We start from the raw sequence: 22446 nt of genomic DNA, 5'->3' as shown, positions 1-22446 counted from the left end.
CGTTCAGCTCAGTTCCAGTTCGCCGACACGTTGGTCCCCGCTCATCTCTCCCGTCAGCCGGAATCCAAGCCCGAGGTAGAAGTCCTCCGGACCGTTCTCACCGGGATGCCAGCAGACGGTGAGACGGGCGCCGCCGCGGCGGCGGATCTCGGCAGCCACCGCCTGGACCGCGAAGCGGCCGTAGCCGCGGCCTTGCTCTCCGGCCGCGATGTTCAGGCGCCACAGGCCATAGCGGATGTCGGTGCCGGTACCGTCACCGGCGAAGTCGATGTCGAAGAAGGCCATCAGGAAACCGACGATCCTGTCACCGTCGCATATGAGCCGGGGCCAGGCGACGTCCGGCCGCGCGTATGCCTCGGCGAGGGAATGGGCGACCGGGGCAACCAGGTGCTCCTGGTCCGGGCGTACCTTCAGGGCAATCGCCGCGTCGACGTTGCTGGGGCTGATCTTCTCCAGGCGGGGCACGGTGAGCATGCGCGAAGCCTAAGGACGCGAGCCCGCACGGCAAAGACGTTTTCTGTGCGGCGACCAATGCCGAGGGCAAGGGTGTGCGGGGGCTCTCGTCCCGTCGGCCGTCGGCCCGGCGGAGCCCAGCAGACGCGGCTGCCGGCGTACAGGTCGTTCGCGCAGTGGCGCGCTTCGCCGGGACGCGCGTAACCACACCGCTATGGGTGTGCGGCGACGTGGGCGAGGAGTCCTGCTCCGGCCCCCAGCACAGCCAGCTGCACGACAGCCGGAATACGCCATCCCAGGGCGAGGAGGCCACCGCCTGTGACGACTGCGCCGCCAACCAGGAGCCACATTCCCCGCAACGCCTCCCTGGGCGCGTCCGGTGGGTCACCCCCGTCATGGGCGTCAGCCCAGTTCGCCATCCCGTAACGGATGATCACCACATACGCGATGACCAGCAGGTCGAGAACGAGCAGCGCCACGCCGACCCCGACCTGCCGGCCCGTCGACGGCTCACCTCCGGGCGGTCTCATCCCCACCACCGTCGCGTCCGTTGCTGACGTCCTGTTGGTCGCATGCCGGTCAGCATGCCGTCGTGGCGGACAGCGCACATGAGCCCGGGTACTCAGACGCGTCGCTCCGGAGGAGCCGCGGCACGAGGTGTACGGCTCGGTCGCGGCCTTCGGGGGGCCTGTACGGCGACACCTGCGGCCTGGTCCGGACCGCCGCCCTACCGGACTCAAGGACCAGCCCGCACCCCCGGCCGGCACGCCCCGGGACGGTTGGCCGGGCGGCACGGATACCCGGGCCGGCCGCCGCACCGGCCGCCGGGCCGCCCCGGCACCGCGGCCGCGGTGCCGGGGCGCCCTCAGCGGTCCTCGGCGGGTGGCGGCCCCGTGCTCTCCCTCGCCTCCAGGTGCGGCAGTTCGCCCTGGACGCTGCGGACCGGGGCGCCGTCCAGCACCGCCAGGAGTTCCTGCGCGGCGAGGCGTCCGAAGGCCGGGGTGTCACGGACCAGGGCGGTGAGCCGGGGGTGGGTGACCCGGCACAGCGCGGAGTCGTCCCAGGCGACGACCGACAGGTCGCGGGGGACGACCACGCCGCGTTCGGCGGCCACCGAGGCACCCGCGACCGCCATCACGTCGTTGTCGTAGATGATCGCCGTGGGGCGGACCGGCTGGTCCAGGACGCGGCGGGTCGCCTCGGCGCCCTCCGCGTCCGAGTAGTCGGTGGTGACGGAGCGCACCTCGCGTTCGCGCAGACCGCGGCGGGCCGCCTCCACGCGCAGGGAGCGGATCCGGCGCTCGGTGTGGGCCAGTCCGCGCATGCCCGCCACGTGCACGATGCGCCGGTGGCCGAGGGAGTGCAGGTGGTCGAGGACCGAGGCCATCGCCCCGGAGTCGTCCGCCCACACGTTGGAGACCGGCAGCGGGGCGCCGGCCTGGTGGGCGTCGGCCTCGATGCCGCCGATGACGACGGCCGGCAGCCCCAGGGAGGCGAGCAGGGCGGGGCGCGGGTCGCCGACCCTGGGGTCCACCACCAGGACACCGTCCACCCTGCGCTCCGCCCACCAGCGGCGCAGTACCGCAAGTTCGGTGTCGAGGTCCTCCACCACCTGGAAGAGGAGCGCCACCCGGCGGGCCGACAGCGCCTCCTGGATGCCGGAGACGAGCTGGAGGAAGAAGGACTCGACCCCGAGCGTATGGGCGGGCCTGGCCAGTACCAGGCCGGTGCAGCCCGCCCGCTCGCCGGAGAGCGCGCGGGCGGCGCTGTTGGCCTGCCAGCCCAGCTCCTCCGCGACCTCGCGCACCCGGGCGCGGGTGTGCGGGGACACGCCCGGGCGGTCGTTGAGGGCGAAGGACACGGCGCTCTCCGAGACACCGGCGCGGCGCGCGATGTCCTTCATGGTGGGGCGGCGGACCGGCCGGGGCCGTACGCCGTCTCCGGACGCGGCAGCGGTCATGGGCCCGGGGTCCTCTCCTGTTGCTCCGGTGCGGCGGCCGGGGGAACGGCCGCCGTCACCTGTACGTCGACTGCGGTGCTGTAGGCGATGCGGCCCTGTCCGAACGCCTTGACCAGCAGCCAGTACCGGCCTGGCGGGGTGTCCGCCGGCGGCCGTACGGTGAAGCCGGTCTCCGCCCGGCCGTCCGCCGGTACGTCCACGACGCGCGAGTGGGGCCCGGCCAGTTGCCAACCACCGTACGGGGAAACCAGGAGGGCCTGGCACCGCACGGCGCTGCGCAGCGTGTTCGACAGGCGGACGGGGAAGGGTACCCGCTCGCCGGCTCGGACCCGGAGCGGACCGGTGGGCGCCGTCACCGCGATGCCGGGGGCCGGTCCCGTCCCGCCCGGAACGGTCACCGTCAGGCTGTCCTCGACGGTGACCGGGGGCAGGAGCGCGGTGGCGCCCGCGCCGGCCGTGGCGCCCGCCCCCGGGGCGACCGTGGCGACGACCCGCACCAGGTGGTCTCCCGGCCGCTCGCCGTCCGGCACCTCCACGGAGAGGGCGAACCGGGCGTGTCCGCCGGGCTCCAGGGCGACGGTGCGGGTGGCCCAGCCGGGCCGCCAGCCGGGCGGGGCCAGCACCTCCAGACGCGCCCGCCCCGCCGGGCCGTTGGAGGTGACGGTCACCTCCGAGTGGGTGACCGTCACCGCGTACGGGGCGTCTCCGAACGGGGCGGTGCCCGTGTTGTGCAGCCAGTAGCGGGTGAAGACGGGCTGGAGCGGCTCGGCGTGGTCGACGGTGCCGTGGGGCAGGGGCGGCAACGCCAGATGGACCGTGCTGTAGCCGTTGCCGGGCAGCGCCAGCGGGAACGCGCCCTCCCGCTCCGGTATCTCCTCCCCCGGTACGTCCAGCAGGTCGGCCCGGGCCGCCGCGCGCACCGGGAAGGAGGCCCGCAGGCTGCCCTCGGCGGCACGCCCCCGGGGTTCCCGGAGCCGTACCGCGAGACCGCCGTCCGCCGCCCGCTTCACGGTCTCGACCATCAGGCCGTCCACCTGGAGGAGCGATCCGCCCGGTGACGGGGTCCCGGCCCCGGGTGCGGCTCCTGTCACCACGGCGAGTGGGGTGCCGAACTCCTTTCCCCGGTGGACGAGTTCCGCCTTCCGCCAGTCGCCCGCCCCGCTGACCAGGGCGTGTTCGAAGACGTGGGTCCAGTGCTGGAGCTGGAAGGAAGTACCGTCCGGAGCGGTACGGCGCGGCGGGTCCATCCACTCCCCGCTCGGCCGCCCGGTGCAGGAGCGCAGGAGGGAGCTGTGCAGCCGTCCCCGGGTGTCGACGGCGAAGCCGGGCGTGCCGCGCACCAGGAGGGCGACCGTCCGGTCCTCGAAGGCGGTGTGCTCCCGGGACCCGTCGTGCGGCAGGGGATGCGTCGCCCCGACGCGGCCCGTGCTGGCGAGCGCCTCGGCCACCTCGCCGGGCGGGCCGGGCAGGACCAGCACCGGCAGGTCGCGGACGCCGGTCAGGTCGCAGCCGGCCCGCCACACCTCTCGCAGCGGCTGGGCCGCCGGGATCCACACCGGGCCGTTCGCGGCGGCGACCGCCCGCGCGTACGCGGGGTCGGACTGGCGCAGTACGGCCGCCGTGAAGGCGTTGGCGGCCGGGCCTCCCAGGGCGATCCGGACGTCGGGGAGGCTGCTGTCGACCGCGAGATCGCCCCAGCGGGGCCCGGCCGGGCGGGTGGGCGTCGAGGTGACGCCCAGTCCGCCCAGCGCGACCACCAGCTCCCGCAGTCCGGCGGCGTCACGCCGCCCGGCGTCCGGGACGACGATCTCGGTTGCCCCCAGCGCCCGGACGCCGAGCGCCTCCCCGCCGGGCGCGCTCAGCACCACCCGGGCCGGCGCGGAGAGCCCGAACCAGTTGAGGCACGGGCTGTCCAGCGTCCATGGCGCCCGGGTGTGGTCCGCGCCGGTGTCCGTCCCGGGGAAGGCGAACCCCCGTCCGACCGCGGCGGCCGCGGTCTCCGCGACCGGCAGCGCGCCCGGGACGTCGGCCGGCACCCGCAGCCGCAGCAACTGGTCCACACCCTCGAAGCTGTCGACGCGGGTGGTCAGTTCCACCCGGTCCACGCCGTCCCACAGCGTGGTGGTCCGGGTCCACGCCACCGGTCCGGTGCGCCCGGTGGCCACGATCCGGGACCCCACCGGGCACCGCAGGATGCGCATCGAGTGGGCCGGGGCGGACGCGGAGCCCTCCCCCGGCCCCTTGGGCAGCAGGTGCCAGGGGCCCTCGCCGAAGAAGGGGTGCGCCGGGTACTCGTCCTGGACGACGAGTTCGTCGACCTCGCCCGGTGTCAGCACCTCGCGACCGGTGCCGCGTTCGGTGACCCGGCACAGGCCGCCGCCGCGCCGCGGGTCCGCCTCCACCTCGTAGGAGGCGTTGCGTATCACGGTGCCCGTGCCCTCCGTCCAGCCACCGGACAGCCCCGTCCCGCTCACCAGCCACCACGTCCGGTGGCCGAGTCCGGGCACGTCCTGGGCCAGGAAGACGACCCTGGCGGTGCCGTCCCGCGACACCGACTCGACCAGCATCGGGCGGACCGCCCCCGTGTCGTCGCGCACCGCGGGGTACGAGGGGTCCGTCCAGGGCACCTCGGCCCGTACGACGTCGGTGCGCGTCCAGGACAGGGAGTTGAAGACGGTGACCGGGACGTCGTCGCCGCCGGCAGCGGCCCCGCCCGCGAGCGCTCGCATGGCGGACCGGCTTATCCCGTCGGCCAGTTCGTGCGCCTCGCGCCAGGTCGGCAGCAGGTCCAGGTACACCTGGTCGGAGAAGGTCCCGGTGACCGCGTCGTGGTGGGCGGCGTGCAGCAGGTGCCGCCAGGCCTTGTCCAGGGCGGCCTGCGGGTACGGGGCGAGGCCGCGCGCGTACGCGAGGGAGGCGAAGGTCTCGGCCTGCTGGAGGAGGTTCTCGGTGGCGCGCTGCGCCTGCTTCACATCGACGTAGGTGACGTCCTTGCCGGTGTAGACGGGTCCCATCTCGCGGGTGACCGGCAGCGGCGGTTCCCCGCGCGCCGCCAGTTCGCGCCGTACGGCGGCGAAGTGCTCGCGGGGAACGGCGTGCTCCAGCTTCGGCCAGGTGTAGCGGGCGGACCACTCCCGTTGCACGCGCGGGCCCCAGGGGTGCGGCCAGGAGAAGTCGGTGCCCATGGGAATGAGGACGTTGCGGGTGGCGGCGGACCGACGCAGCAGTTCGAAGAGTTCGAGGATCCTCTCCGCCGCGGCGTCCGCGTCGGGTTCCCGGTGGGAGAACCAGCCCGCCGAGTAGTGCGCGGGCAGGTAGTGCAGCAGCAGCCCGGCTCCGCCGTCGGGGCCGATCCACTCGTACTCGGCGGGCAGTTGCATGGCCGTGGGGGGCCGCAGCGCGGCGCCCCAGGTGTCCGTCATCGGGCCCCACTGGTGGTGGGGGCCCCGTGCGAGGACGGCCGAGTCGAGTCCGGCCCCCGCCATCAGGGCGGGGAAGGAGGGGTCGTGGCCGAAGACGTCCAGCTGCCACGCGGTGCGCGGGTCGGCGCCCAGCACCCCCCGGTGCAGGCGCAGTCCGTGCAGGGCGCTGCGCACGGTCGTCTCGGCGGAGATGAGGTTGGTCGAAGGCTCGTTGTACGTTCCGCCGACGATTTCCAGCCGCCCCTCCCGGAGCAACTGCCGCAGTTCCTCCCGGTGCCCGGGACGGGTGTCCCAGAACGGCTTCAGGTAGTCGACCTCGGAGAGCACGAAGCGGTATCCCGGGTCGTCCCTGGCCTGCTGGAGGTGGAGCGGTACGAGGGTGAAGGCCGGCACTCCCGTGTACTCCCAGCCCTTCTCCGCCTCCCCTGCCCCGAGCGGCGCGTCCCACTGCGAGGTGTACGCGGCCTGGGTGTTCCACCAGAGGGGGTCGTAGTGGAAGTGCGGGACCAGCCGTACCGTCCAGCCGGGTTCGGCGGTCACGATCTCGCAGGTGCGGGCAGCCAGTACCCGGCCGTCGGGCGTGGCGACCGTCGCCGTGGCCGGCAGCCGGGTGCCGGGCGGCGCGCCGTCCACGTCGACGGACACCTCGACCACGTCCGTCGGCCCGGCGGGTCCCGCCGCGCCGCCGGGTTCGGCCCGGGCGTCGACCCCGGCGTACGCCTCCACGGGGTCGGCCCGCAGCCAGCGGGGGTGGGGCGTTTGGACCCGCGGGCCCCGGAGCGAGACGAGCAGCGGGCCGGCCGGCCGCTCCCGGCGCACCCCGACCCGTACCACCTGCGACGGGGAGTCCTCGGGTCCGGTGAACAAACTGGGCGAGGTCACCTCCGTCACCGTGACACCGGAGCCGCCCGGACCACCGGCCGCCCGCTCCGCGCAGGGACCGCCGCCGGCCGGTACGCCGTCCGGAGCCCCGCCGGGTCGCGTGTCCACGTGTTCCATCCCCATTTCGGCCACGGGCCGGGTACGAACTAAAGCGCATTAGTGATCACGCCGCGGGTGGTGGCTAAACCGCCTTAGCTGCGGAGAAGTCCTATCGCCCGCGGTTATTTCTGTCAACTCCTCGCTCACCGCATCAGTCCAGCTCGCCGCCACCCAAAAACCTTATCCCTCCGAGCTGTTGACTACCTGTCGCCTCCCCTCCATCGTGTGTTCCGCAAACCGGCGGCGCGGCCGGTGCGAAGAGGAGGACCCACGATGTCCCGCAGGCGCCCGACCCGCATGTCCATTTCCCTCGCCACGGCGGCGGCACTGCTGTCGACGGCCGGCTGCGGCCTGGGCGGCAGCGGCGATGACAACGATGCCAAGCAGCCCGAGAGGACCGGGAAGGTGTCCGGCCGGATCACCTTCCGCACCCTTCAGCTCAAGCCGGTCTTCACCGCGTACGTGCAGGGGGTGATCGACGCGTTCGAGGAGAAGTACCCGGACGTCGAGGTCGAGTGGGAGGACGTGCCGGGCGAGGGCTACAACGAGAAGCTCGTCGCGGACGCCCAGGCCGGCGCCCTCCCGGACGTGGTCAACCTGAACACCGACAGCTTCCAGCTGCTCGCCGACCGGGGCATGCTCGCGGACGTCGCGAAGCTGGACCCCGCGGCGCGGAAGGAGTACGTCCCGGGGGCCTGGGACCAGTACCGGCTGCCCGCCCGGGAGGGCGTGTTCGCGTACCCCTGGTACGTGACGCCGGAGATCCTCACCTACAACAAGGAGCTCTTCGCCAAGGCCGGCCTGGACGTGAACAAGCCACCGACGACGGTCGAGCAGTTCTTCGACTATTCGGAGCAGATCGCCGAGAGGTCCGGCGGAGAGTTCTCCGCGTTCATGGCCGACCCCAGGAGCCGGCTGCCCGGTGACTGGCAGAAGATGGGCGTGCCCGTCCTCAACAGCTCGAAGGACGCCTTCACCTTCGACTCCCCCAAGGCGGTCGAGTGGGTCGAGCGGATGAGGGAGCTGTACGCCAAGGGCGCCATGCCCAAGGAGTCGCTGACCAAGTCGGACGACATCAGCCAGCTGTACGGCGCCGACAAACTGGTCTTCGGCCCCGGCTCACCCGGGTTCATCCGGGACATCAGGAAGAACGCGCCGAAGGTCTACGAGAAGACCCAGGTCCAGAAGGCCGTCACCGGTGTCCTCGGCCACATCGGCATCTACACGCAGTCGCTCGGCGTCCGCAAGGACACCAAGTCGCCCGACGCGGCGGCGGAGTTCGCCAAGTGGGTGACCAACGGACCCAACCAGGTCGCCTTCGCCAAGGAGGTCGCGATCTACCCGTCCAACGCCAGGGGCCTGGACGACCCGTACTTCTCCGACAAGGGCGACGGCAAGGACCCGGAGACCCTGGCGCGGGCGCTGGGCGCGGAGGAGCTGCGCGAGGCGCAGCTCGACGCGAACACCCCGGTCGAGTGGACCAGCCAGATCGGTGACGCGGTCGTCCTGGAGATGCAGAAGGCGATCAAGGGCGACGTGGAGCCGAAGGCCGCTCTGGCCAAGGCCCAGGAAGCCGCCAACAAGATCCTGGCCCAGCAGGCCGGGCAGCGGAAGAAGTAGGCGACCACCCGCGATGTCGCAGATCACCGGCCCGGGAGCGGGCACAGGCGGGGGGCAGGACCAGAACCAGGACCGAGCCCGGGGCCGGGAGCCCCGCACCGCCCGGTCCGGGGGCGCCCCCGCCGCCGGAGCGCTGCGCCCGGCCGACCATGCCGTGGAGCACCGGGCGGACCGGACGGCCGGCCGGGACGAGACACCCGCCGGGCGCAGGGCCCGGCGCGCGGCGCGGGCCGCGGGCCGGGCAGGGGACACCGGGACGGGACTCGTCCACCGCAACTGGTGGACCCCCTATCTCTTCCTCCTGCCGGGCCTCGGGATGGTGGCGCTGTTCAGCCTCTGGCCGTTCGTCAACACCGTGGTGCTGTCGCTGACCGACGCGCAGATCCTGCGCGGCGGCGGTTTCATCGGCCTGGACAACTACGTCCGGGCCCTGGAGGACGACGCCTTCTGGGAAGCCCTGGTCAACAGCGTCCTGTACACGGTCGTCGTGGTGCCCTGCCTGGTGTTCCTGCCCCTGGCGCTGGCCGTGCTCGTACAGAAGAGGATTCCCGGCATCGGGTTCTTCCGGTCGGCGTTCTACACACCGGTGATCGCCTCGGCGGTCGTGGTCGGTCTGATCTGGCAGTGGATCCTGCGCAGTGACGGCCTGGTCAACACGGTCTTCCTGAAGCTGCGGCTGGTCTCGGAACCGGTCCCCTTCCTGACCGACTCCACGATGCTGCTGGTCTCGGCCATGATCGTGACGGTCTGGAAGGGCCTCGGCTACTACATGGTCTTCTACCTGGCCGCGCTCGGGAACGTACCGGCCTCGCTGTACGAGGCCGCGGCCATCGACGGGGCCGGCCCGGTCCGGCGCTTCTTCAGCGTCACCGTCCCGACCGTGAAGCCGATGATGCTGTTGGTCGGCACGTTGTCAGCGATCTCCGCCCTGCGCGTGTTCACCGAGATCTTCATCCTCGGCGGAGAAAGCGGCGGCCCCGGCGGCGGGGCGCGCACCCTGCCCTTCATGATCCGCCAGGTGGGGCTCGGCTTCGCCGGCGAGACGGGGTACGCGGCGGCGGTCTCCGTCCTGCTGTTCCCGATGACGCTGGTGTTCAGCCTGCTGGGGCGGCGTCTCTCGAAGGGTGACGAAAGTTGAGTACGTCAGTGGCCGCCCAGGAGCGGCCGGAGAGCGAACCGGAGAACACGCCGGTACGGCAGGCGGGACGCACCCGGCGCCACCACCGCCGTGCGCCGGTCGGCCTGTGGGGCCGGTACCTCGCCCTCTGCCTGACGCTGGTCGTCATGATCGGCCCGATCGCCTGGCAGCTCCTGACCTCTCTGAAGGGCCGCGGCGAGAGCGTCTACGAGGGCGTGCTGCCCAGCGATCCCACCCTCGACAACTACGTCCGGGTCGCGGAGGCCTTCCCGCTCCTGCAGTACGTCGGCAACACGCTGATCGTCGCCGCGCTCGCCGTCGCCTCCAACTGCTTGTTCGCGGCGATGGGCGGGTACGCGCTGTCGCGCGGCGGGTGGAAGGGACGCCAGGCGGTGTTCACGGTGCTGGTCGCCACGCTGATGTTCCCGTTCGAGTCCGTGATGATCTCGATGTTCCTGACGGTGCGCGAGATGGGGCTGGTGGACACCCTGATCGGTGTCTGGCTGCCCGGCGCGGTGTCCGTCCTGAACCTGATGATCATGCGGGCGTCGTTCCTCTCCGTACCCCGGGAGGTGGAGGAGGCGGCGGTGCTCGACGGTGCGAACGAGTGGCAGCGCTTCACGAAGGTGTTCCTGCCCAGCGCGAAGGGGGCCCTCGCCGTCGTCTGCATCACCAGTTTCATGGGCGCGTGGGACGACTTCCTGTGGCCGCTCATCGTCCTCACCGACAGTGAGAACTACACCCTCCAGCTCGGTCTGAAGACCCTGGCCGGCGCGACGACCGTCAACGACCAGCGGCTGATCGCGGCCGGTGCCATCACCGCACTGCTGCCGATGATGCTGCTGTTCCTCGCCCTCCAGCGGTACTTCTTCAAGGGCGTCGGTGAGGGCGCCGTCAAGACCTGACCTGCCGCCGCGACCCCTGAGGAACTCGCCACATGAACGCTTCTTCTCCGCAGCCCGGACCCCCGGTGCGCCTCGGGGCCAACTACACCCCCTCGGCGGGCTGGTTCCACCACTGGCTCGACTTCGAGATCGACGACATACGCAGGGACTTCGACTCGCTCGCCGCCCTCGGGCTCGACCACGTCCGCGTCTTCGCCCTGTGGCCGCTCTTCCAGCCGAACCGGACCCTGATCCGGGGGCGGGCGGTGGAGCAGCTCGGCAGCGTCGTGGACGCGGCGGGCGAACGCGGCCTCGACGTGGCGGTGGACGCCCTCCAGGGGCATCTGTCGAGCTTCGACTTCGTGCCGTCGTGGCTGACCACGTGGCACCGGCGCAACATGTTCACCGACACGGACGTGGTGGAGGCCGAGGCCCGGTACATCGAGACCCTGGCGGCCTCGCTGGCGGACCGGGAGAACTTCATCGGGATGACACTGGGCAACGAGGTCAACCAGTTCTCCGACCGGCCGCACCCGGACCCCGACACCTGTACCCACGAACAGGCGGGCCGGTGGCTGGAGCGGCTGCTGGCGGCGTGCGCGCGCGGCGCGCCCGGGCGGCTGCACACGCACTCGGAGTACGACGCGGTGTGGTTCCAGGGCGGGCACCCCTTCACCCCGGCCCACGCCGCGCGCGTCGGGGACGCCACGACCGTCCACTCGTGGGTGTTCAACGGCACCGCCCAGCGCCACGGGCGGTCGGGTGCGGCCACCGTGCACCACGCGGAGTACCTGATCGAGCTGTCCCGGGCATGGGCGGAGCCGGGGCGGCCGGTGTGGGTGCAGGAGGTGGGTGCGCCCGCCCCGCTGATCGGCGCCGAGCACGCGGCCGAGTTCACGACGGCGACCATCGACAACGCACTGACCTGCGAGGATCTCTACGGGATCACCTGGTGGTGCTCGCACGACGTGTCGCGGTCGCTGGCGGACTTCCCCGAGCTGGAGTACAGCCTGGGCCTGCTGACCGCCGACCGCGCCGTCAAGCCGCAGGGCAGGGCGGTGGCGGAGGTCGCCGCCCGGCTGCGGGCGGCGGGCGGCCGTCCCGGTCCGGTGCGGCGCCCGACGGCGCTGCTGCTCGACGTGGGGGACGCGGAGACGGCGCCGGGCCGGACGACGTGCGCGCCGGGCGGGGTCTTCTTCGAGGCGTGGGCGCGGCTGGCGGGGGCGGGGGTACGGGCCTCGGTGGTGCTGGCGGACCGGGCGGCCGACCGGACGCATCTGGCCGCGCGGGGCGTATCCGAGGTTCTCGACCCGTACGACGTGGTGGGCCCGTGAGGCACGCGCGGGGCGGCGCGGTCCGGACTCCGCTCCCCGGCCCCCTTCCGGTGCGCCGGGTCCCCCGCCCGGCCCCGCGGCCACCCGCCCCGTAGCACCCGCGCGGCGGCGTCCGGCCCCGTGGCGGAGGGGCGGCCCGCCGGCCGTTCGTCCCGGCGCCCGTACCGGCCAGGAGCGCCGTGGGCGCGGCCGGCCGGGGGGGCGAACCGGACACGCACCGTTCCGCGACCACCCCGACACCCCGACAGAGAAGGAGCCCACCGTGCCGAACAGCGGACGTCTCTCCCGCCGAGCCCTCCTCGGCGGCGCCGCGGCCACCGCGGCGGCCACCGCCCTCCCCGGCGTCCCCCCGGCCGCCGCGGCCCCCGTACCGGCCGGCAGCCCGGACCCCGGTTCCCTGCAGCCGTACGCCCGTTACTGGTTCCCCGACAGTTTCCCGGAGGGCCGTGAGCCCGACCCGGGCGCGGTGTGGAGCAGCCTCAAGGAGTGGCGGGCCGAGGACGACGCCGATCTCCCCTTCAACACCTCCGCCGTGCCGCTCGCCACGGACCGCTTCACCCCGGCCCCGGCGAACCCGACGGCCCGCCCCGGGCAGGCCCGCGTCTCGGCCCTGGTCTCCTTCGGCGGCACGGCCCGCAACCCTTCCCAGGGAGCCGCCGAGGCGGACTTCTACGCGCTCACCCACTGGGCGTACCTGGAGGAGCTCGTCTTCTGGGGCGGCTCGTCCGGTGAGGGCATCATCCTCGCGCCGAACGCCCCCGTCGTGGACGCCGCCCACCGCAACGGCGTCCGCGTCCTCGGCAACGTCTTCCTGCCGCCCGTCGCCTACGGAGGCAGCCTGCAGTGGACCCGGGAGCTGGTGCGGCGTGACGCCTTCGGGCGCTTCCCGCTCGCCGCGAAGCTCGTCGAGGTGGCCCGGGCGCACGGCTTCGACGGCTGGTTCCTCAACGGCGAGACCGACGCGGGCGGCGACCGCGCGCTGGCGGCGCAGTTCGAGGAGTTCGTCCGGGTGCTGCGCGCCTCGGCGCCGGACCTCTCCATCACCTGGTACGACGCGTTCAACTCCGAGGGCCGGGTCGGTTGGCAGGGCGCGCTCAACGACCGGAACGCGGCGTTCTTCAAGAGCTCCGGCACGATGTTCGTCGACTTCCGCTGGAGCTCCGCCCGGCTCGCGGAGTCCGCGGCGTACGCGCGGGGCATGGGCCGCTCCCCCTACGAGCTGTGGGCGGGCGTCGACGTCGAGGCGAACGGCTGGAACACCCGCGAGGACTGGGACGCCATCGTGCCGGCGACCCGCGACCATGTCATGAGCGTCGGCCTCTACCGCCCCGAGTGGACCCTGCACTCCCTGTCCGGCGCCGACCGGACCCCCGCGCGGTTCCACGCCCGCGACGACCAGTTCTGGACCGGCGAGCACACCGACCCGGCCGCGCCGAACGGCCCCGGGGCGTGGCGTCCGGCCGCCCAGTACACCGCCGACCGCTCCACGGTCACCTCGCTCCCCTTCGCGACCTCCTTCAACACCGGCCACGGTCTGGGCTGGTACGAGGAGGGCCGCCGCACCGGGGACGGCGAGTGGAACCACCTCGGGCTCCAGGACCTCCTGCCGTCCCGCCGCTGGACGCTGCGCACCGAGGGGGCCGCGGTCCCGCGCCCGGCCGTCGGCTTCGCCTTCGACACGGCCTGGCGCGGCGGCAGCAGCCTGCTCCTCTCCGGCCTGCGCGGCACCGCCGAGCTCGACCTCTTCCGCACACGGTTCGACACACGCGGAGCGGTGGTGGAGCTGACGCACCGCACCGAACCCGGCTCGCCCCCCGTTCGGGCGGAGGCCACCGTGACCGGCCCGGACGGGCGGGCGCGCCGGCTGCCGACCACGCCGGTCGGGACCGTCGACGGATGGACCGTCTCCCGTGCCGCGCTCACCCCGGGTGAGGTGCACGCCCTCGGAGTACGCCTGACCGGCGGCACCGACGCCGCGGCGGCCTGGCGGCTCGGTGCGCTCCGTCTCCACGCGGCCGGCCCCGCCGGCCCCGCCGTTCCCGGCCGCCCCCGCGGCGTGCGCCTCACCGCGCACCGGGTGACCGCGCCCGGCACGGCGGAGCTGCGGCTGCGCTGGCGTCCGGTCCCGGGCGCGCGCCACTACGAGGTGCACCAGGTGCTCGCCGACGGCACCCGGCGCTTCCTGGGCGGCACCGCGGGCAGCGCCTACTACGTCGGCGCGCTGCGCCGGGGCTCGGAGGCGGAGCGCCGTACGACACTCGAAGTACGCGCGGTGGGGCCCCTGTTGACCTCCTCCCAGCCTTCCGCGACCACCCTCTCCTGGTAGGACCGCCTGCCGGCGACCGGGACCAACACCTGGAGTCACCGAATGCACGACGACCGCGGCATCGTGGAACACCGCCTCCGGCGGGTACTTCAAGAACGCATCCGGCCCGCCGTCCACTCGGAGCGGCTGCCGCTGACCGTCGAACGGTGGGAGGCACCCGGCGAGCCGGTGCCGGTCGCCGAGGGACTGTCCGCCGTGTACCGGCCCGCGGCGGCCGGCGAGCGGTGGGGCCCCGCATGGGGCACCACCTGGTTCCGGGTGACGGGCCGGGTGCCGGGCGAGTGGCGGGGCAGGACCGTCGAGGCCGTCATCGACCTGGGCTTCGACCGGCGGATGCCGGGCTTCCAGTGCGAGGGGTTGGTCCACCGCCCCGACGGGGAGGCCGTGAAGGCCCTCAACCCGTTCAACGACTGGGTGCGGATCGGCGACCCGGTCGAGGGCGGCGAGGAGGTACTCCTGTACGTGGAGGCCGCGTCGAACCCGATCCTGGTGGATCACGCGCCGACGTACGAGGGGGACAGGCTCACCTCGGGCCGCGACCCGCTGTACCGGGTGGAGTGCGTGGACCTGACGGTCTTCGAGACCGAGGTGTGGGAGCTGGTCCAAGACCTGGAGGTGCTCGGCGCGCTGATGCACAGCCTTGCCGAGAACGACGCCCGGCGCTGGGAGATCCTGCGGGCGGTCGAGCGCTGCCTGGACGCGCTCGACCTCACCGACGTGGCGGGCACCGCCGCCGGTGGCCGCGCCGAACTCGCCGGGGTGCTCTCCTCGCCCGCGAACGGTTCCGCCCACCGGATCAGCGCGGTCGGGCACGCGCACATCGACTCGGCGTGGCTGTGGCCACTGCGCGAGACGGTCCGCAAGGTGGCCCGCACCTCCTCCAACATGGTCAACCTGATGGAGGACCACCCGGGGTTCGTCTTCGCGATGTCGCAGGCGCAGCAGCTCGACTGGATCAAGCAGCACCGGCCGAAGGTGTTCGCGAAGGTCAAGAAGAAGATCGCGGACGGGCAGTTCGTCCCGGTCGGCGGCATGTGGGTGGAGTCGGACACCAACATGGTGGGTGGTGAGGCGATGGCCCGGCAGTTCCTGTACGGCAAGAAGTTCTTCCTGGAAGAGTTCGGCATCGAGACCGAGGAGGTGTGGCTGCCGGACTCCTTCGGCTACACGGCCGCGATGCCGCAGCTGGTGAAGCTGTCGGGCTCGCGGTGGTTCCTGACCCAGAAGATCTCCTGGTCGCAGGTGAACAAGTTCCCGCACCACACCTTCTGGTGGGAGGGCATCGACGGGACCCGCGTCTTCACGCACTTCCCGCCCGTCGACACCTACAACTCCGACCTCGGCGGCGAGCAGATGGCGCACGCCGCCCGCAACTACCAGGAGAAGGGCCGCGGCTCCCGGTCGCTGGCGCCCTTCGGCTGGGGGGACGGCGGCGGCGGACCGACCCGCGAGATGCTGGCGCGGGCGGAACGGCTGAAGGACCTGGAGGGCTCCCCGAGGGTAGAGGTGGAGAAGCCCTCGGAGTTCTTCCGCAAGGCCCAGGAGGAGTACCCGGACGCACCCGTGTGGGCGGGTGAGCTCTATCTGGAGCTGCACCGGGGCACCTACACCTCCCAGGCGAGGACCAAGCAGGGCAACCGGCACAGCGAGTCGCTGCTGCGCGAGGCCGAGCTGTGGGCGGCGACGGCGGCCGTGCGGGTGCCCGGGTACACCTATCCGCGGGCCGAACTGGAAGCGCTCTGGAAGACGGTGCTGCTGCACCAGTTCCACGACATCCTGCCCGGCTCCTCGATCGCCTGGGTGCACCGTGAGGCGCGGGAGACGTACGCCCGGGTGCGCGCCGAGCTCGAACTGATCACGGTGGCGGCCCAGACGGCCCTGGCGGGGGCGGGTGAGCACACCGTCGTGTTCAACTGCGCGCCGCACGAGCGCCGTTCGGTCCCGGCCGGGGGCGCCTCGGCCACCCCCGCCCGCACCGCTCCCCCGGTCACGGCCACCCCGCGCGACGGCGGCTTCGAACTCGCCAACGGACTGCTGCGGATCGTGGTCGACAGCCGTGGACTGGTCGTCTCGGCGTACGACCTGGAGGCCCGCAGGGAGGCGGTGGCGCCCGGCCTGGCGGCCAACCTGCTCCAGGTCCACCCGGACTTCCCCAACATGTGGGACGCCTGGGACATCGACGAGTTCTACCGCCACAACGTCACGGACCTGACCCATGCCGACTCGCTCGGCCTCACCTCCAGCGCCGAGGAGGCGGCGACGGTCACCGTCACCCGCTCGTTCGGCGCGTCGGCGCTCACCCAGCGGCTCACGCTCCGCTCCGGGGCGAAGGTCCTGGACATCGAGACGGACGTCGACTGGCACGAGACGGAGAAGTTCCTCAAGGCCGCCTTCCCGCTGGACGTGAAGGCGGACCGGTCCGCCTCCGAGACCCAGTTCGGCCACGTCTTCCGCCCCACGCACACCAACACCTCCTGGGAGGCGGCGAAGTTCGAGATATGCGCGCACCGCTGGATCCAGGTGGAGGAACCCGGCTGGGGCGCGGCCGTGGTGAACGACTCCACGTACGGCCACGACGTGACCCGTGACGTGCGCGACGACGGCGGCCAGACCACCACGGTCCGCCTCTCCCTGCTCCGCGCCCCCCGCTACCCGGACCCGGAGACCGACCAGGGCACCCACCGGCTGCGTTTCGCGCTCGCACCGGGCGCCACGGTCACCGACGCCGTCCGCGAAGGCCACTGGATCAACCTTCCCGAGCGCACCGTGACCGGTTCCGCCGCCAGTGTCGTCCCGCTGTTCACCAGCGACGACGACCGGATCGTCGTGGAGGCGGTCAAGCTCGCCGAGGACGGCAGCGGCGATGTGGTCGTCCGCCTGTACGAGGCGGGCGGCGGCCGGGCCACCGGCACGCTGACGGTGGGCTTCCCCGCCACCTCGGTCACCGAGACGGACCTCCTGGAACGCCCGCTGGCCGGCGCCCCGGAGCACCGCCCGGGCCCGGACGGCGCCCTGCCCCTGACCCTGCGCCCCTTCCAGATCCTCACTCTGCGCCTGGCCCGGCCCTGAGACACCGGGGCCTCGCCCGCCGGGCCCCCGGGTCCCGCCGGGCCCGGCCCCTCCCCGCGTCGCCCGTCCCGCCGGCCCTCCCCGGCCGGGGCGGGGGCTGCTGCGCGCGGGGCGGAGCGGCACGGCCGGAAGCTCGGCTGTCCGACGCGGCTGATTTGACCGACGTCTACACCGGCCTCCGGACCTCGCGGTCCCCCGTGATCCGTACGGTCAGTCGGTGGTGGCGGCGGTGGCGGGCACGTCGTCCCAGGCCAGTGAGGACATCCTCCACCCCGACCGCGTCCGGAGGAACTGGGTGGTCTTGTGACCGGAGCCCTCGAACCACTCGCCGTGGTGGAAGCCGGATTTGCGGTACTCGCTGAACCGGTGCGCGATCGATCCGAAGATCTCGGTCCGCTCGGCGACCTCCCATTCCCGGAACTCCGTCAGCGTCCCGTCGGTGAGCATCTTCTGCCGGGGCTCGATGAACGCGTCGAGGTCGTAGATCACGGGCTCGTCGCCGACGTTGGCGATGATCCTCCCCTGCGGGATGAAGACGTCGCGGATGACCCCGAGGTCCGGCCGGCTGCCGCCGGTGTTGGTGAAGGCGCCCACGAACACGCTCATCAGCCGATCGAGCTCGGTCTGGACGCGCGACCCGGACGCTTCCCCGGGGGAGGGCCATTCCCCGGAAAGGACCGACCAGACTTCGCTGTCGTACCGCGTACCCCGGTGCGAAGAACGCTGTCGCAGCACGCCGTCGCGGGTCATGCCCAGCCGGCGCGCGACGTGGACGCTGCGCGTGTCGCCCGCCGCCACCCACCATTCGACGCGGCTCATGCCGCGTTCCCGGAAGGCCCAGTCGATCAACACCCGGCACGCCCGGGTCGCCAGGCCCCGCCCCCGGCCGGCCTGCTCCAGCCAGGCGTCGATCCCGCACACGCCGGAGGCGCTGTCGAAGCTGGTGAACACGACGCCGCCCACCAGTGTGCCGTCCAGCCAGATCCCGTGGATCCGGCCGGTGTCCTTCGCCGGCCGGTCGGCGTAGCGCTGGAGGCAAGCGGGGGCCGAGTCGAGGTCGTTGTGGCCGGTCGCCCAGGGTGCCGACGGGTCCGCTGAGACCCGGGCGCGGTCGACATGAGCGCGTAACTCCCCTGCCTGCCAGGGCTCCAGGGGCCGGAGTTGGGCATGGTCGCCGAGCGGCAGGGTGAACATGGAAGCCTCGCTCTCCGGATGCATAACGAGCGTTCGGTACGTAAGCTCGCAGCATGCCACCCGCACCCGGTGATCGTGAAGCCCGCCGCAAGGACGTATCCGAGGCGGTGTGGCGCGTACTCGCCGACCGGGGGTTCGGCGGGCTGACCCTGCGTGCCGTCGCCGCCGCGATGGGGGTCTCGACCGGGATGCTCATGCACTACTTCCCGGCCAAACGGGCGCTGATCACGCATGCCCTGGACCTGCTGGAGAAGCGCACCGCGGAGAGGCCCCGCCGCGCGCGTCCCGCCGCCGGCCTCGCCACCGTGCGCGCCATGCTCCTGGACATCCTGCCGCTGACCCCGGGCGACACCGCACGCAACCGCATCTGGGTCAGCTCCTGGGACCTCTCCCTCGCAGACGACGGGCTGACCAGGGAACAGGCCGGCCGCTACAGCCGGCTGCGCTCGGCGCTCCGCCCACACCTCGAAGCCGCACGCGACCTCGGCGAGCTCCCCGCCGCCGCCGACCCGGAACAACTGGCCGCCGCCGCCGTCGCCTTCACCCACGGACTCGTCGTCCAGGCCCTCTTCGACCCCGGCCGGTTCCCCGAGGACGTACAGATCACCATGCTCGACGGCTTCCTCGCCTCGACCGCGCCGCCCCGGCCCGACGGTGGCAGCGGGCCGACCGCCGGTACCGGTGCGCGTTCCCACTGATCACCGCGGGTCGGGGGTCGCAGTCGCCGCAAACGGGCGAGGCCGCGCACGAGTGGGACCCGGCCGAGGTGGAGGTCGGCGGTGTGACCGCGTGCGTGGCACCGGGGCGCGGCGACGGGGCCGCGGAGAGGTTCCGTTCGCACCGACGGCCCGTCCGCCCCTCGACCCGGACGCCCGTGGGCTCCACGCGGGATGCGACGTCCGGCACCCCTGCCGTGAAGGGCCGCGGCAGAGGCTCGAGAAACGGTTTGCCGATGCTGTGGGGAGGTGACACTGTTCCGGCTGGGTCGGCAGTGGATCACTGTCGGCGGGCGAGTCCCCCGGGGGACCCCTGCACAGGGAGAGACATGACGTTCGGTGCCATGGACGAGCAGTACGCACAGGAATGCCGTCGGTCGTTGGCCAGGGAGCAGGCCGTAAGTCTCTCCGCGACCAACGACTGGGAGCACGTGGACAGGGGGCAGGTCCACCAGGACTGGGACCTCCTCTACAGGGAAGTCGCTGCCCGCCTGGACGACTCGCTGCCGGGAGACCAGCACATACAGGAGCTCGTCCACAGGCACTTCGGGATAGCCTGCCGCTTCTACACCCCCACCAAAGAGGCATACATCGGTATGGCGCTCCTCTACGCGGAGGACGCACCCATGAGGGAGTTCCACAATGCCTATCACCCCGGAATGGTGGAATTCCTGGGTGAGGCGATGAGGATGTACGCCGAGCGGGGTGCCGGTTTCTCCTCGTGGGGCCGGGAGGCCGACGCCGCCTGATCCCGCCTGATCCCCGTGTCTCGTCCAGTGGTTGGTCGTGGGCTGCCGCACGTCGCGCGCATCCGCTCGCGGTTGCCCGGGTGCGGAGCGCGTCGGAGTTCGGAACGGGCCGAGGACCCGCCGGGTCCGTATCAGCCCAGCACTTCCCGGAGCCAGGACCTTCCGCGTGTCGCAGTCGGCTCTTCCTGGGCGCTTCCCCGGTCGCCCGGACCACCTCGGTACCTCCGACCTCGTCCACGACCCGGGCGTCCGCGGTCCCGGACAGCGCGCGGTGGGATCTTGACGGATCCGAACGCGCCCGCGCCGGGGCCTTCCCGCCCCCGCCCGTACCGTCACGGGCGGGCGGGGGGGGCGGGGGCGGACGGCGGGGCTCAGCGGCGCTGGAGCGCCTTGACGTTGTCGCCGAAGGTCCATCCCCGGGAGCCGTCCCAGTTGATCGACCAGGTCATCAGGCCCTTCAGCCTGCCGCCATGGGCGTTCCAGGCCTGCGCGACCTGGGAGGGCGCCATATGGCCGCCCCCGGCGCCCGGTTGGGCGGGCAGCCCGGGGACCTGCTTGTCGAGGGGGACCCTGATGGTGGTGCCCTGCACGGTGAGGCCCCGGTCCAGGCAATCGGTCTGGGCGGTGAACCCCCGCACGGTGCCCGCCTCGTAGGAGTCGCCTGAGCATCCGTACATGCTGCCGTTGTAGTACTGCATGTTGAGCCACCACAGCCGGCCGTTGTCGGCGTACTTCTTGACGACCGGGAGGTACGCGCCCCAGATCGAGCCGTAGACCACGCTGCCGCCGGTCACGTACGCCGTCTCGGGTGCCATGGTCAGCCCGAAGTCGGGTGGCATGGCGGCGAGTACGCCGTCGATGATCCGGATCAGGTTGCTCTGGGACGGCGAGAGCCGCTTGATGTCGCCGCTGCCGACCAGGCCGGTCTCGATGTCGATGTCGATGCCGTCGAAGTTGTTCGCCTTGAGGATGGGGACGACCGTCTGCACGAACCGGTCGGCGACGGCGGCCGAGCCGAGGTCGATGCCGGCGGTCGCGCCGCCGATGGACAGCAGCACGGTCAGGCCGGCCTCCTTCGCCCGGCACACCTCGGCGGGGGTGGGCACCCGCACGGTGGCGTCCATGCCGTCCTCCCACAGCACGGTGCCGTCGGAACGGATGACCGGAAAGGCCGCGGTGACGACGTTGTAGCCGTGCGCGGGGATGCGGGCGTCGGTGATCGGGGTCCAGCCGAACGGGGGGTGGACGCCGTTGGCGGCGCCGTCCCAGTTCTCCCAGTAGCCCTGGAGCACCTTCCCCTGGGGACGCGGCTTGGTCGCGCAGGTGGCGGAGGCGGAGGGGTGAGCGGACGGGGCCCCGGCGGTGGCCGGGGCGGCGCCGAGCAGCCCGAGGGCGAGCGCGGTGGCCGCGAGAACGGCGGCCACCGGCCGTGCGGCGCGCGTGCCGCCGGCCCCTGACGTCCTCGGTGGCGTCGTCCGCGTGGTGCGTCGGAGTCGGAACATGGGGAGTCTCCCTTCTACGGTCCCGGTGTGCGGGCCTGGTCCGCGGCCCGGCTCAGAACCGCACGTCGGAGCAGGCGTAGAAGGCGTTGCCGGTGTCGGCGATGGTCCAGACGCCGAGGACGAGGTGACGGCCGGTCTTCTGCGGCAGTACGCCGGTGTGGCTGACCGTGGCGCCGGGGAGCCGGCCGCCGAAGGGCACCGTGAGGAAGGGCTGCGGGTCCAGGTCGGCCCGGGTCAGCGGCTTGGTGGGGTCCCAGCCGTCCCTGGTGACGTAGTAGCGGAAGTCGGTGGTGGCGTGGCGTGCGGTGATCCGCCACACGAAGGTGTGGTTGCGGCCCGCCGTCAGGGCGGTCGCGGGCCATGTTCCGCCGCGTGGGTCGTCCAGCTCGGAGAAGCGGGCGTTGCCGCCCGCGCAGATCCGTCCGTCGGCCGGGCCGCGGCCGGGGAAGCCCTTGGGCCCCTCCACACTGGGCGGCTCCCACTGGATCTGCCCGCAGTCACGGACGGTGCCGTTGCCGCACAGCTGCTGCCGGCTGACGGGTGAGTCGGTGTAGCCGTGGCCCTGGGCGGTGCCGGCGGTGGCGAGGAAGGTGCCGCCGAGCAGCCCGAGGCCGAGGAACAACGAGGTGAGCTTCCGCTGCATGGTGCGCTCCTGTGATCCTGGAGTTCCGGGTGGGGGCCGGACTTGGTGCTCCGGGTGCGCTGCCGGGTGGAGCGGCGGGAGTGGGGGCGGCAGCGCAGGGATGCCCGGAGGACGGTCGCCCGCTGCGGTCTGGACCAAGTATGAGGCTAGGCCCGCCGGTTCGACATGTCCATACCAATCCCGGGCTCCGGGCCGAGCCAGCCGGAAAGGGTGAGGGCCGTGCGCCGGCGGCACGCCGGCCGGGACGGTCACCGAGACACGCAGTTCGCGCGGCGGCCGCAACAGAGCCGTACGGCGGGCAGCCCGACGGCGCGGGCACGACGCGCGGCGCGAGCCGGCCGTACGGCGGCACGGCGGGGCCCAGGTCGGGTGGCGCCCGCCCCGGGACGGCCGTCACGATCACGAGAGCGCCGGTGCCGCGGGGCGGGGAGGGCTGGGCGGTGCCGGGCCGGGCG

General features: G+C 73.0%; 15 protein-coding genes. 8 read left to right on the top strand and 7 right to left on the bottom strand.

What is annotated here, in order from left to right; all coding sequences use genetic code 11:
- Positions 1 to 3 precede the first annotated feature (3 nt).
- The 4 genes from AB0H53_RS17155 to AB0H53_RS17140 form a co-directional block, all read right to left on the bottom strand.
- Entirely contained in the window at positions 4 to 474 is a 471-nt protein-coding gene (locus AB0H53_RS17155; RefSeq protein WP_362113164.1) for a GNAT family N-acetyltransferase, read from the bottom strand.
- Positions 475 to 665: 191 nt separating this feature from the next.
- Complete coding sequence (locus AB0H53_RS17150) at positions 666 to 983, bottom strand: DUF6234 family protein (protein WP_362113161.1); 318 nt, start codon at positions 981 to 983, stop codon at positions 666 to 668.
- 335 nt (positions 984 to 1318) lie between these two features.
- Positions 1319 to 2413: a LacI family DNA-binding transcriptional regulator gene (locus AB0H53_RS17145; protein WP_362113158.1), complete on the bottom strand. Its 1095-nt coding sequence runs from the start codon at positions 2411 to 2413 to the stop codon at positions 1319 to 1321.
- Positions 2410 to 6717, bottom strand: a complete 4308-nt coding sequence (locus AB0H53_RS17140) for an NEW3 domain-containing protein (RefSeq protein WP_362113155.1) — start codon at positions 6715 to 6717, stop codon at positions 2410 to 2412. The genes AB0H53_RS17145 and AB0H53_RS17140 overlap by 4 nt, the downstream gene beginning before the upstream one ends.
- Before the next feature lie 396 nt (positions 6718 to 7113).
- Here AB0H53_RS17140 and AB0H53_RS17135 point away from each other — a divergent pair, with 396 nt between their 5' ends.
- The 6 genes from AB0H53_RS17135 to AB0H53_RS17110 all read left to right on the top strand — a co-directional run bounded on the left by AB0H53_RS17135 (position 7114) and on the right by AB0H53_RS17110 (position 17187).
- Positions 7114 to 8436: a sugar ABC transporter substrate-binding protein gene (locus AB0H53_RS17135; protein ID WP_362113152.1), complete on the top strand. Its 1323-nt coding sequence runs from the start codon at positions 7114 to 7116 to the stop codon at positions 8434 to 8436.
- A gap of 13 nt (positions 8437 to 8449) precedes the next feature.
- A complete protein-coding gene (locus tag AB0H53_RS17130; protein WP_362113149.1) occupies positions 8450 to 9574 on the top strand; it encodes a sugar ABC transporter permease in 1125 nt (374 codons plus the stop codon).
- Positions 9571 to 10479 carry a carbohydrate ABC transporter permease gene (locus AB0H53_RS17125; protein ID WP_362113146.1) on the top strand — a complete coding sequence of 303 codons (909 nt, stop codon included), beginning with the start codon at positions 9571 to 9573 and terminating at the stop codon, positions 10477 to 10479. The genes AB0H53_RS17130 and AB0H53_RS17125 overlap by 4 nt, the downstream gene beginning before the upstream one ends.
- A 32-nt stretch (positions 10480 to 10511) precedes the next feature.
- Entirely contained in the window at positions 10512 to 11792 is a 1281-nt protein-coding gene (locus AB0H53_RS17120; RefSeq protein ID WP_362113143.1) for a glycosyl hydrolase, read from the top strand.
- A gap of 262 nt (positions 11793 to 12054) precedes the next feature.
- A complete protein-coding gene (locus tag AB0H53_RS17115; RefSeq protein WP_362113140.1) occupies positions 12055 to 14118 on the top strand; it encodes an endo-beta-N-acetylglucosaminidase in 2064 nt (687 codons plus the stop codon).
- A 42-nt stretch (positions 14119 to 14160) separates the two neighbouring features.
- Positions 14161 to 17187 (top strand): glycoside hydrolase family 38 C-terminal domain-containing protein, encoded by a 3027-nt coding sequence (locus tag AB0H53_RS17110; protein WP_362113137.1) that lies wholly within the window; start codon positions 14161 to 14163, stop codon positions 17185 to 17187.
- A 210-nt stretch (positions 17188 to 17397) separates the two neighbouring features.
- Here AB0H53_RS17110 and AB0H53_RS17105 read toward each other — a convergent pair whose 3' ends face one another.
- On the bottom strand, positions 17398 to 18381 hold the full coding sequence (locus AB0H53_RS17105) for a GNAT family protein (RefSeq protein ID WP_362113212.1): 984 nt from the start codon (positions 18379 to 18381) through the stop codon (positions 17398 to 17400).
- A 53-nt stretch (positions 18382 to 18434) separates the two neighbouring features.
- Between AB0H53_RS17105 and AB0H53_RS17100 the strand changes: the two genes are divergently transcribed.
- Positions 18435 to 19079, top strand: a complete 645-nt coding sequence (locus tag AB0H53_RS17100) for a TetR/AcrR family transcriptional regulator (RefSeq protein ID WP_362113134.1) — start codon at positions 18435 to 18437, stop codon at positions 19077 to 19079.
- A gap of 362 nt (positions 19080 to 19441) precedes the next feature.
- On the top strand, positions 19442 to 19846 hold the full coding sequence (locus AB0H53_RS17095) for a TipAS antibiotic-recognition domain-containing protein (protein WP_362113131.1): 405 nt from the start codon (positions 19442 to 19444) through the stop codon (positions 19844 to 19846).
- 371 nt (positions 19847 to 20217) lie between these two features.
- On the opposite strand, the gene AB0H53_RS17090 is transcribed toward AB0H53_RS17095, so the two are convergent.
- Positions 20218 to 21348 carry a chitinase gene (locus AB0H53_RS17090; RefSeq protein ID WP_362113128.1) on the bottom strand — a complete coding sequence of 377 codons (1131 nt, stop codon included), beginning with the start codon at positions 21346 to 21348 and terminating at the stop codon, positions 20218 to 20220.
- A gap of 52 nt (positions 21349 to 21400) precedes the next feature.
- Entirely contained in the window at positions 21401 to 21991 is a 591-nt protein-coding gene (locus AB0H53_RS17085) for a lytic polysaccharide monooxygenase auxiliary activity family 9 protein (RefSeq protein WP_362113125.1), read from the bottom strand.
- Between the last annotated feature and the right edge of the window lie 455 nt (positions 21992 to 22446).

Source organism: Streptomyces sp. NPDC050856 (assembly GCF_040653855.1).
Lineage (GTDB): Bacteria > Actinomycetota > Actinomycetes > Streptomycetales > Streptomycetaceae > Streptomyces.
This window is presented reverse-complemented; position numbering and strand designations above follow the sequence as displayed.

Excerpts from the sequence above, each read along its gene's own strand:
- AB0H53_RS17155 (WP_362113164.1), bottom strand. The coding sequence starts at position 474 with ATGCTCACCGTGCCCCGCCTGGAGAAGATCAGCCCCAGCAACGTCGAC.
- AB0H53_RS17150 (WP_362113161.1), bottom strand. The coding sequence starts at position 983 with ATGAGACCGCCCGGAGGTGAGCCGTCGACGGGCCGGCAGGTCGGGGTC.
- AB0H53_RS17145 (WP_362113158.1), bottom strand. The coding sequence starts at position 2,413 with ATGACCGCTGCCGCGTCCGGAGACGGCGTACGGCCCCGGCCGGTCCGC.
- AB0H53_RS17135 (WP_362113152.1), top strand. The coding sequence starts at position 7,114 with ATGTCCATTTCCCTCGCCACGGCGGCGGCACTGCTGTCGACGGCCGGC.
- AB0H53_RS17130 (WP_362113149.1), top strand. The coding sequence starts at position 8,450 with ATGTCGCAGATCACCGGCCCGGGAGCGGGCACAGGCGGGGGGCAGGAC.
- AB0H53_RS17120 (WP_362113143.1), top strand. The coding sequence starts at position 10,512 with ATGAACGCTTCTTCTCCGCAGCCCGGACCCCCGGTGCGCCTCGGGGCC.
- AB0H53_RS17110 (WP_362113137.1), top strand. The coding sequence starts at position 14,161 with ATGCACGACGACCGCGGCATCGTGGAACACCGCCTCCGGCGGGTACTT.
- AB0H53_RS17105 (WP_362113212.1), bottom strand. The coding sequence starts at position 18,381 with ATGTTCACCCTGCCGCTCGGCGACCATGCCCAACTCCGGCCCCTGGAG.
- AB0H53_RS17100 (WP_362113134.1), top strand. The coding sequence starts at position 18,435 with ATGCCACCCGCACCCGGTGATCGTGAAGCCCGCCGCAAGGACGTATCC.
- AB0H53_RS17095 (WP_362113131.1), top strand. The coding sequence starts at position 19,442 with ATGGACGAGCAGTACGCACAGGAATGCCGTCGGTCGTTGGCCAGGGAG.
- AB0H53_RS17090 (WP_362113128.1), bottom strand. The coding sequence starts at position 21,348 with ATGTTCCGACTCCGACGCACCACGCGGACGACGCCACCGAGGACGTCA.
- AB0H53_RS17085 (WP_362113125.1), bottom strand. The coding sequence starts at position 21,991 with ATGCAGCGGAAGCTCACCTCGTTGTTCCTCGGCCTCGGGCTGCTCGGC.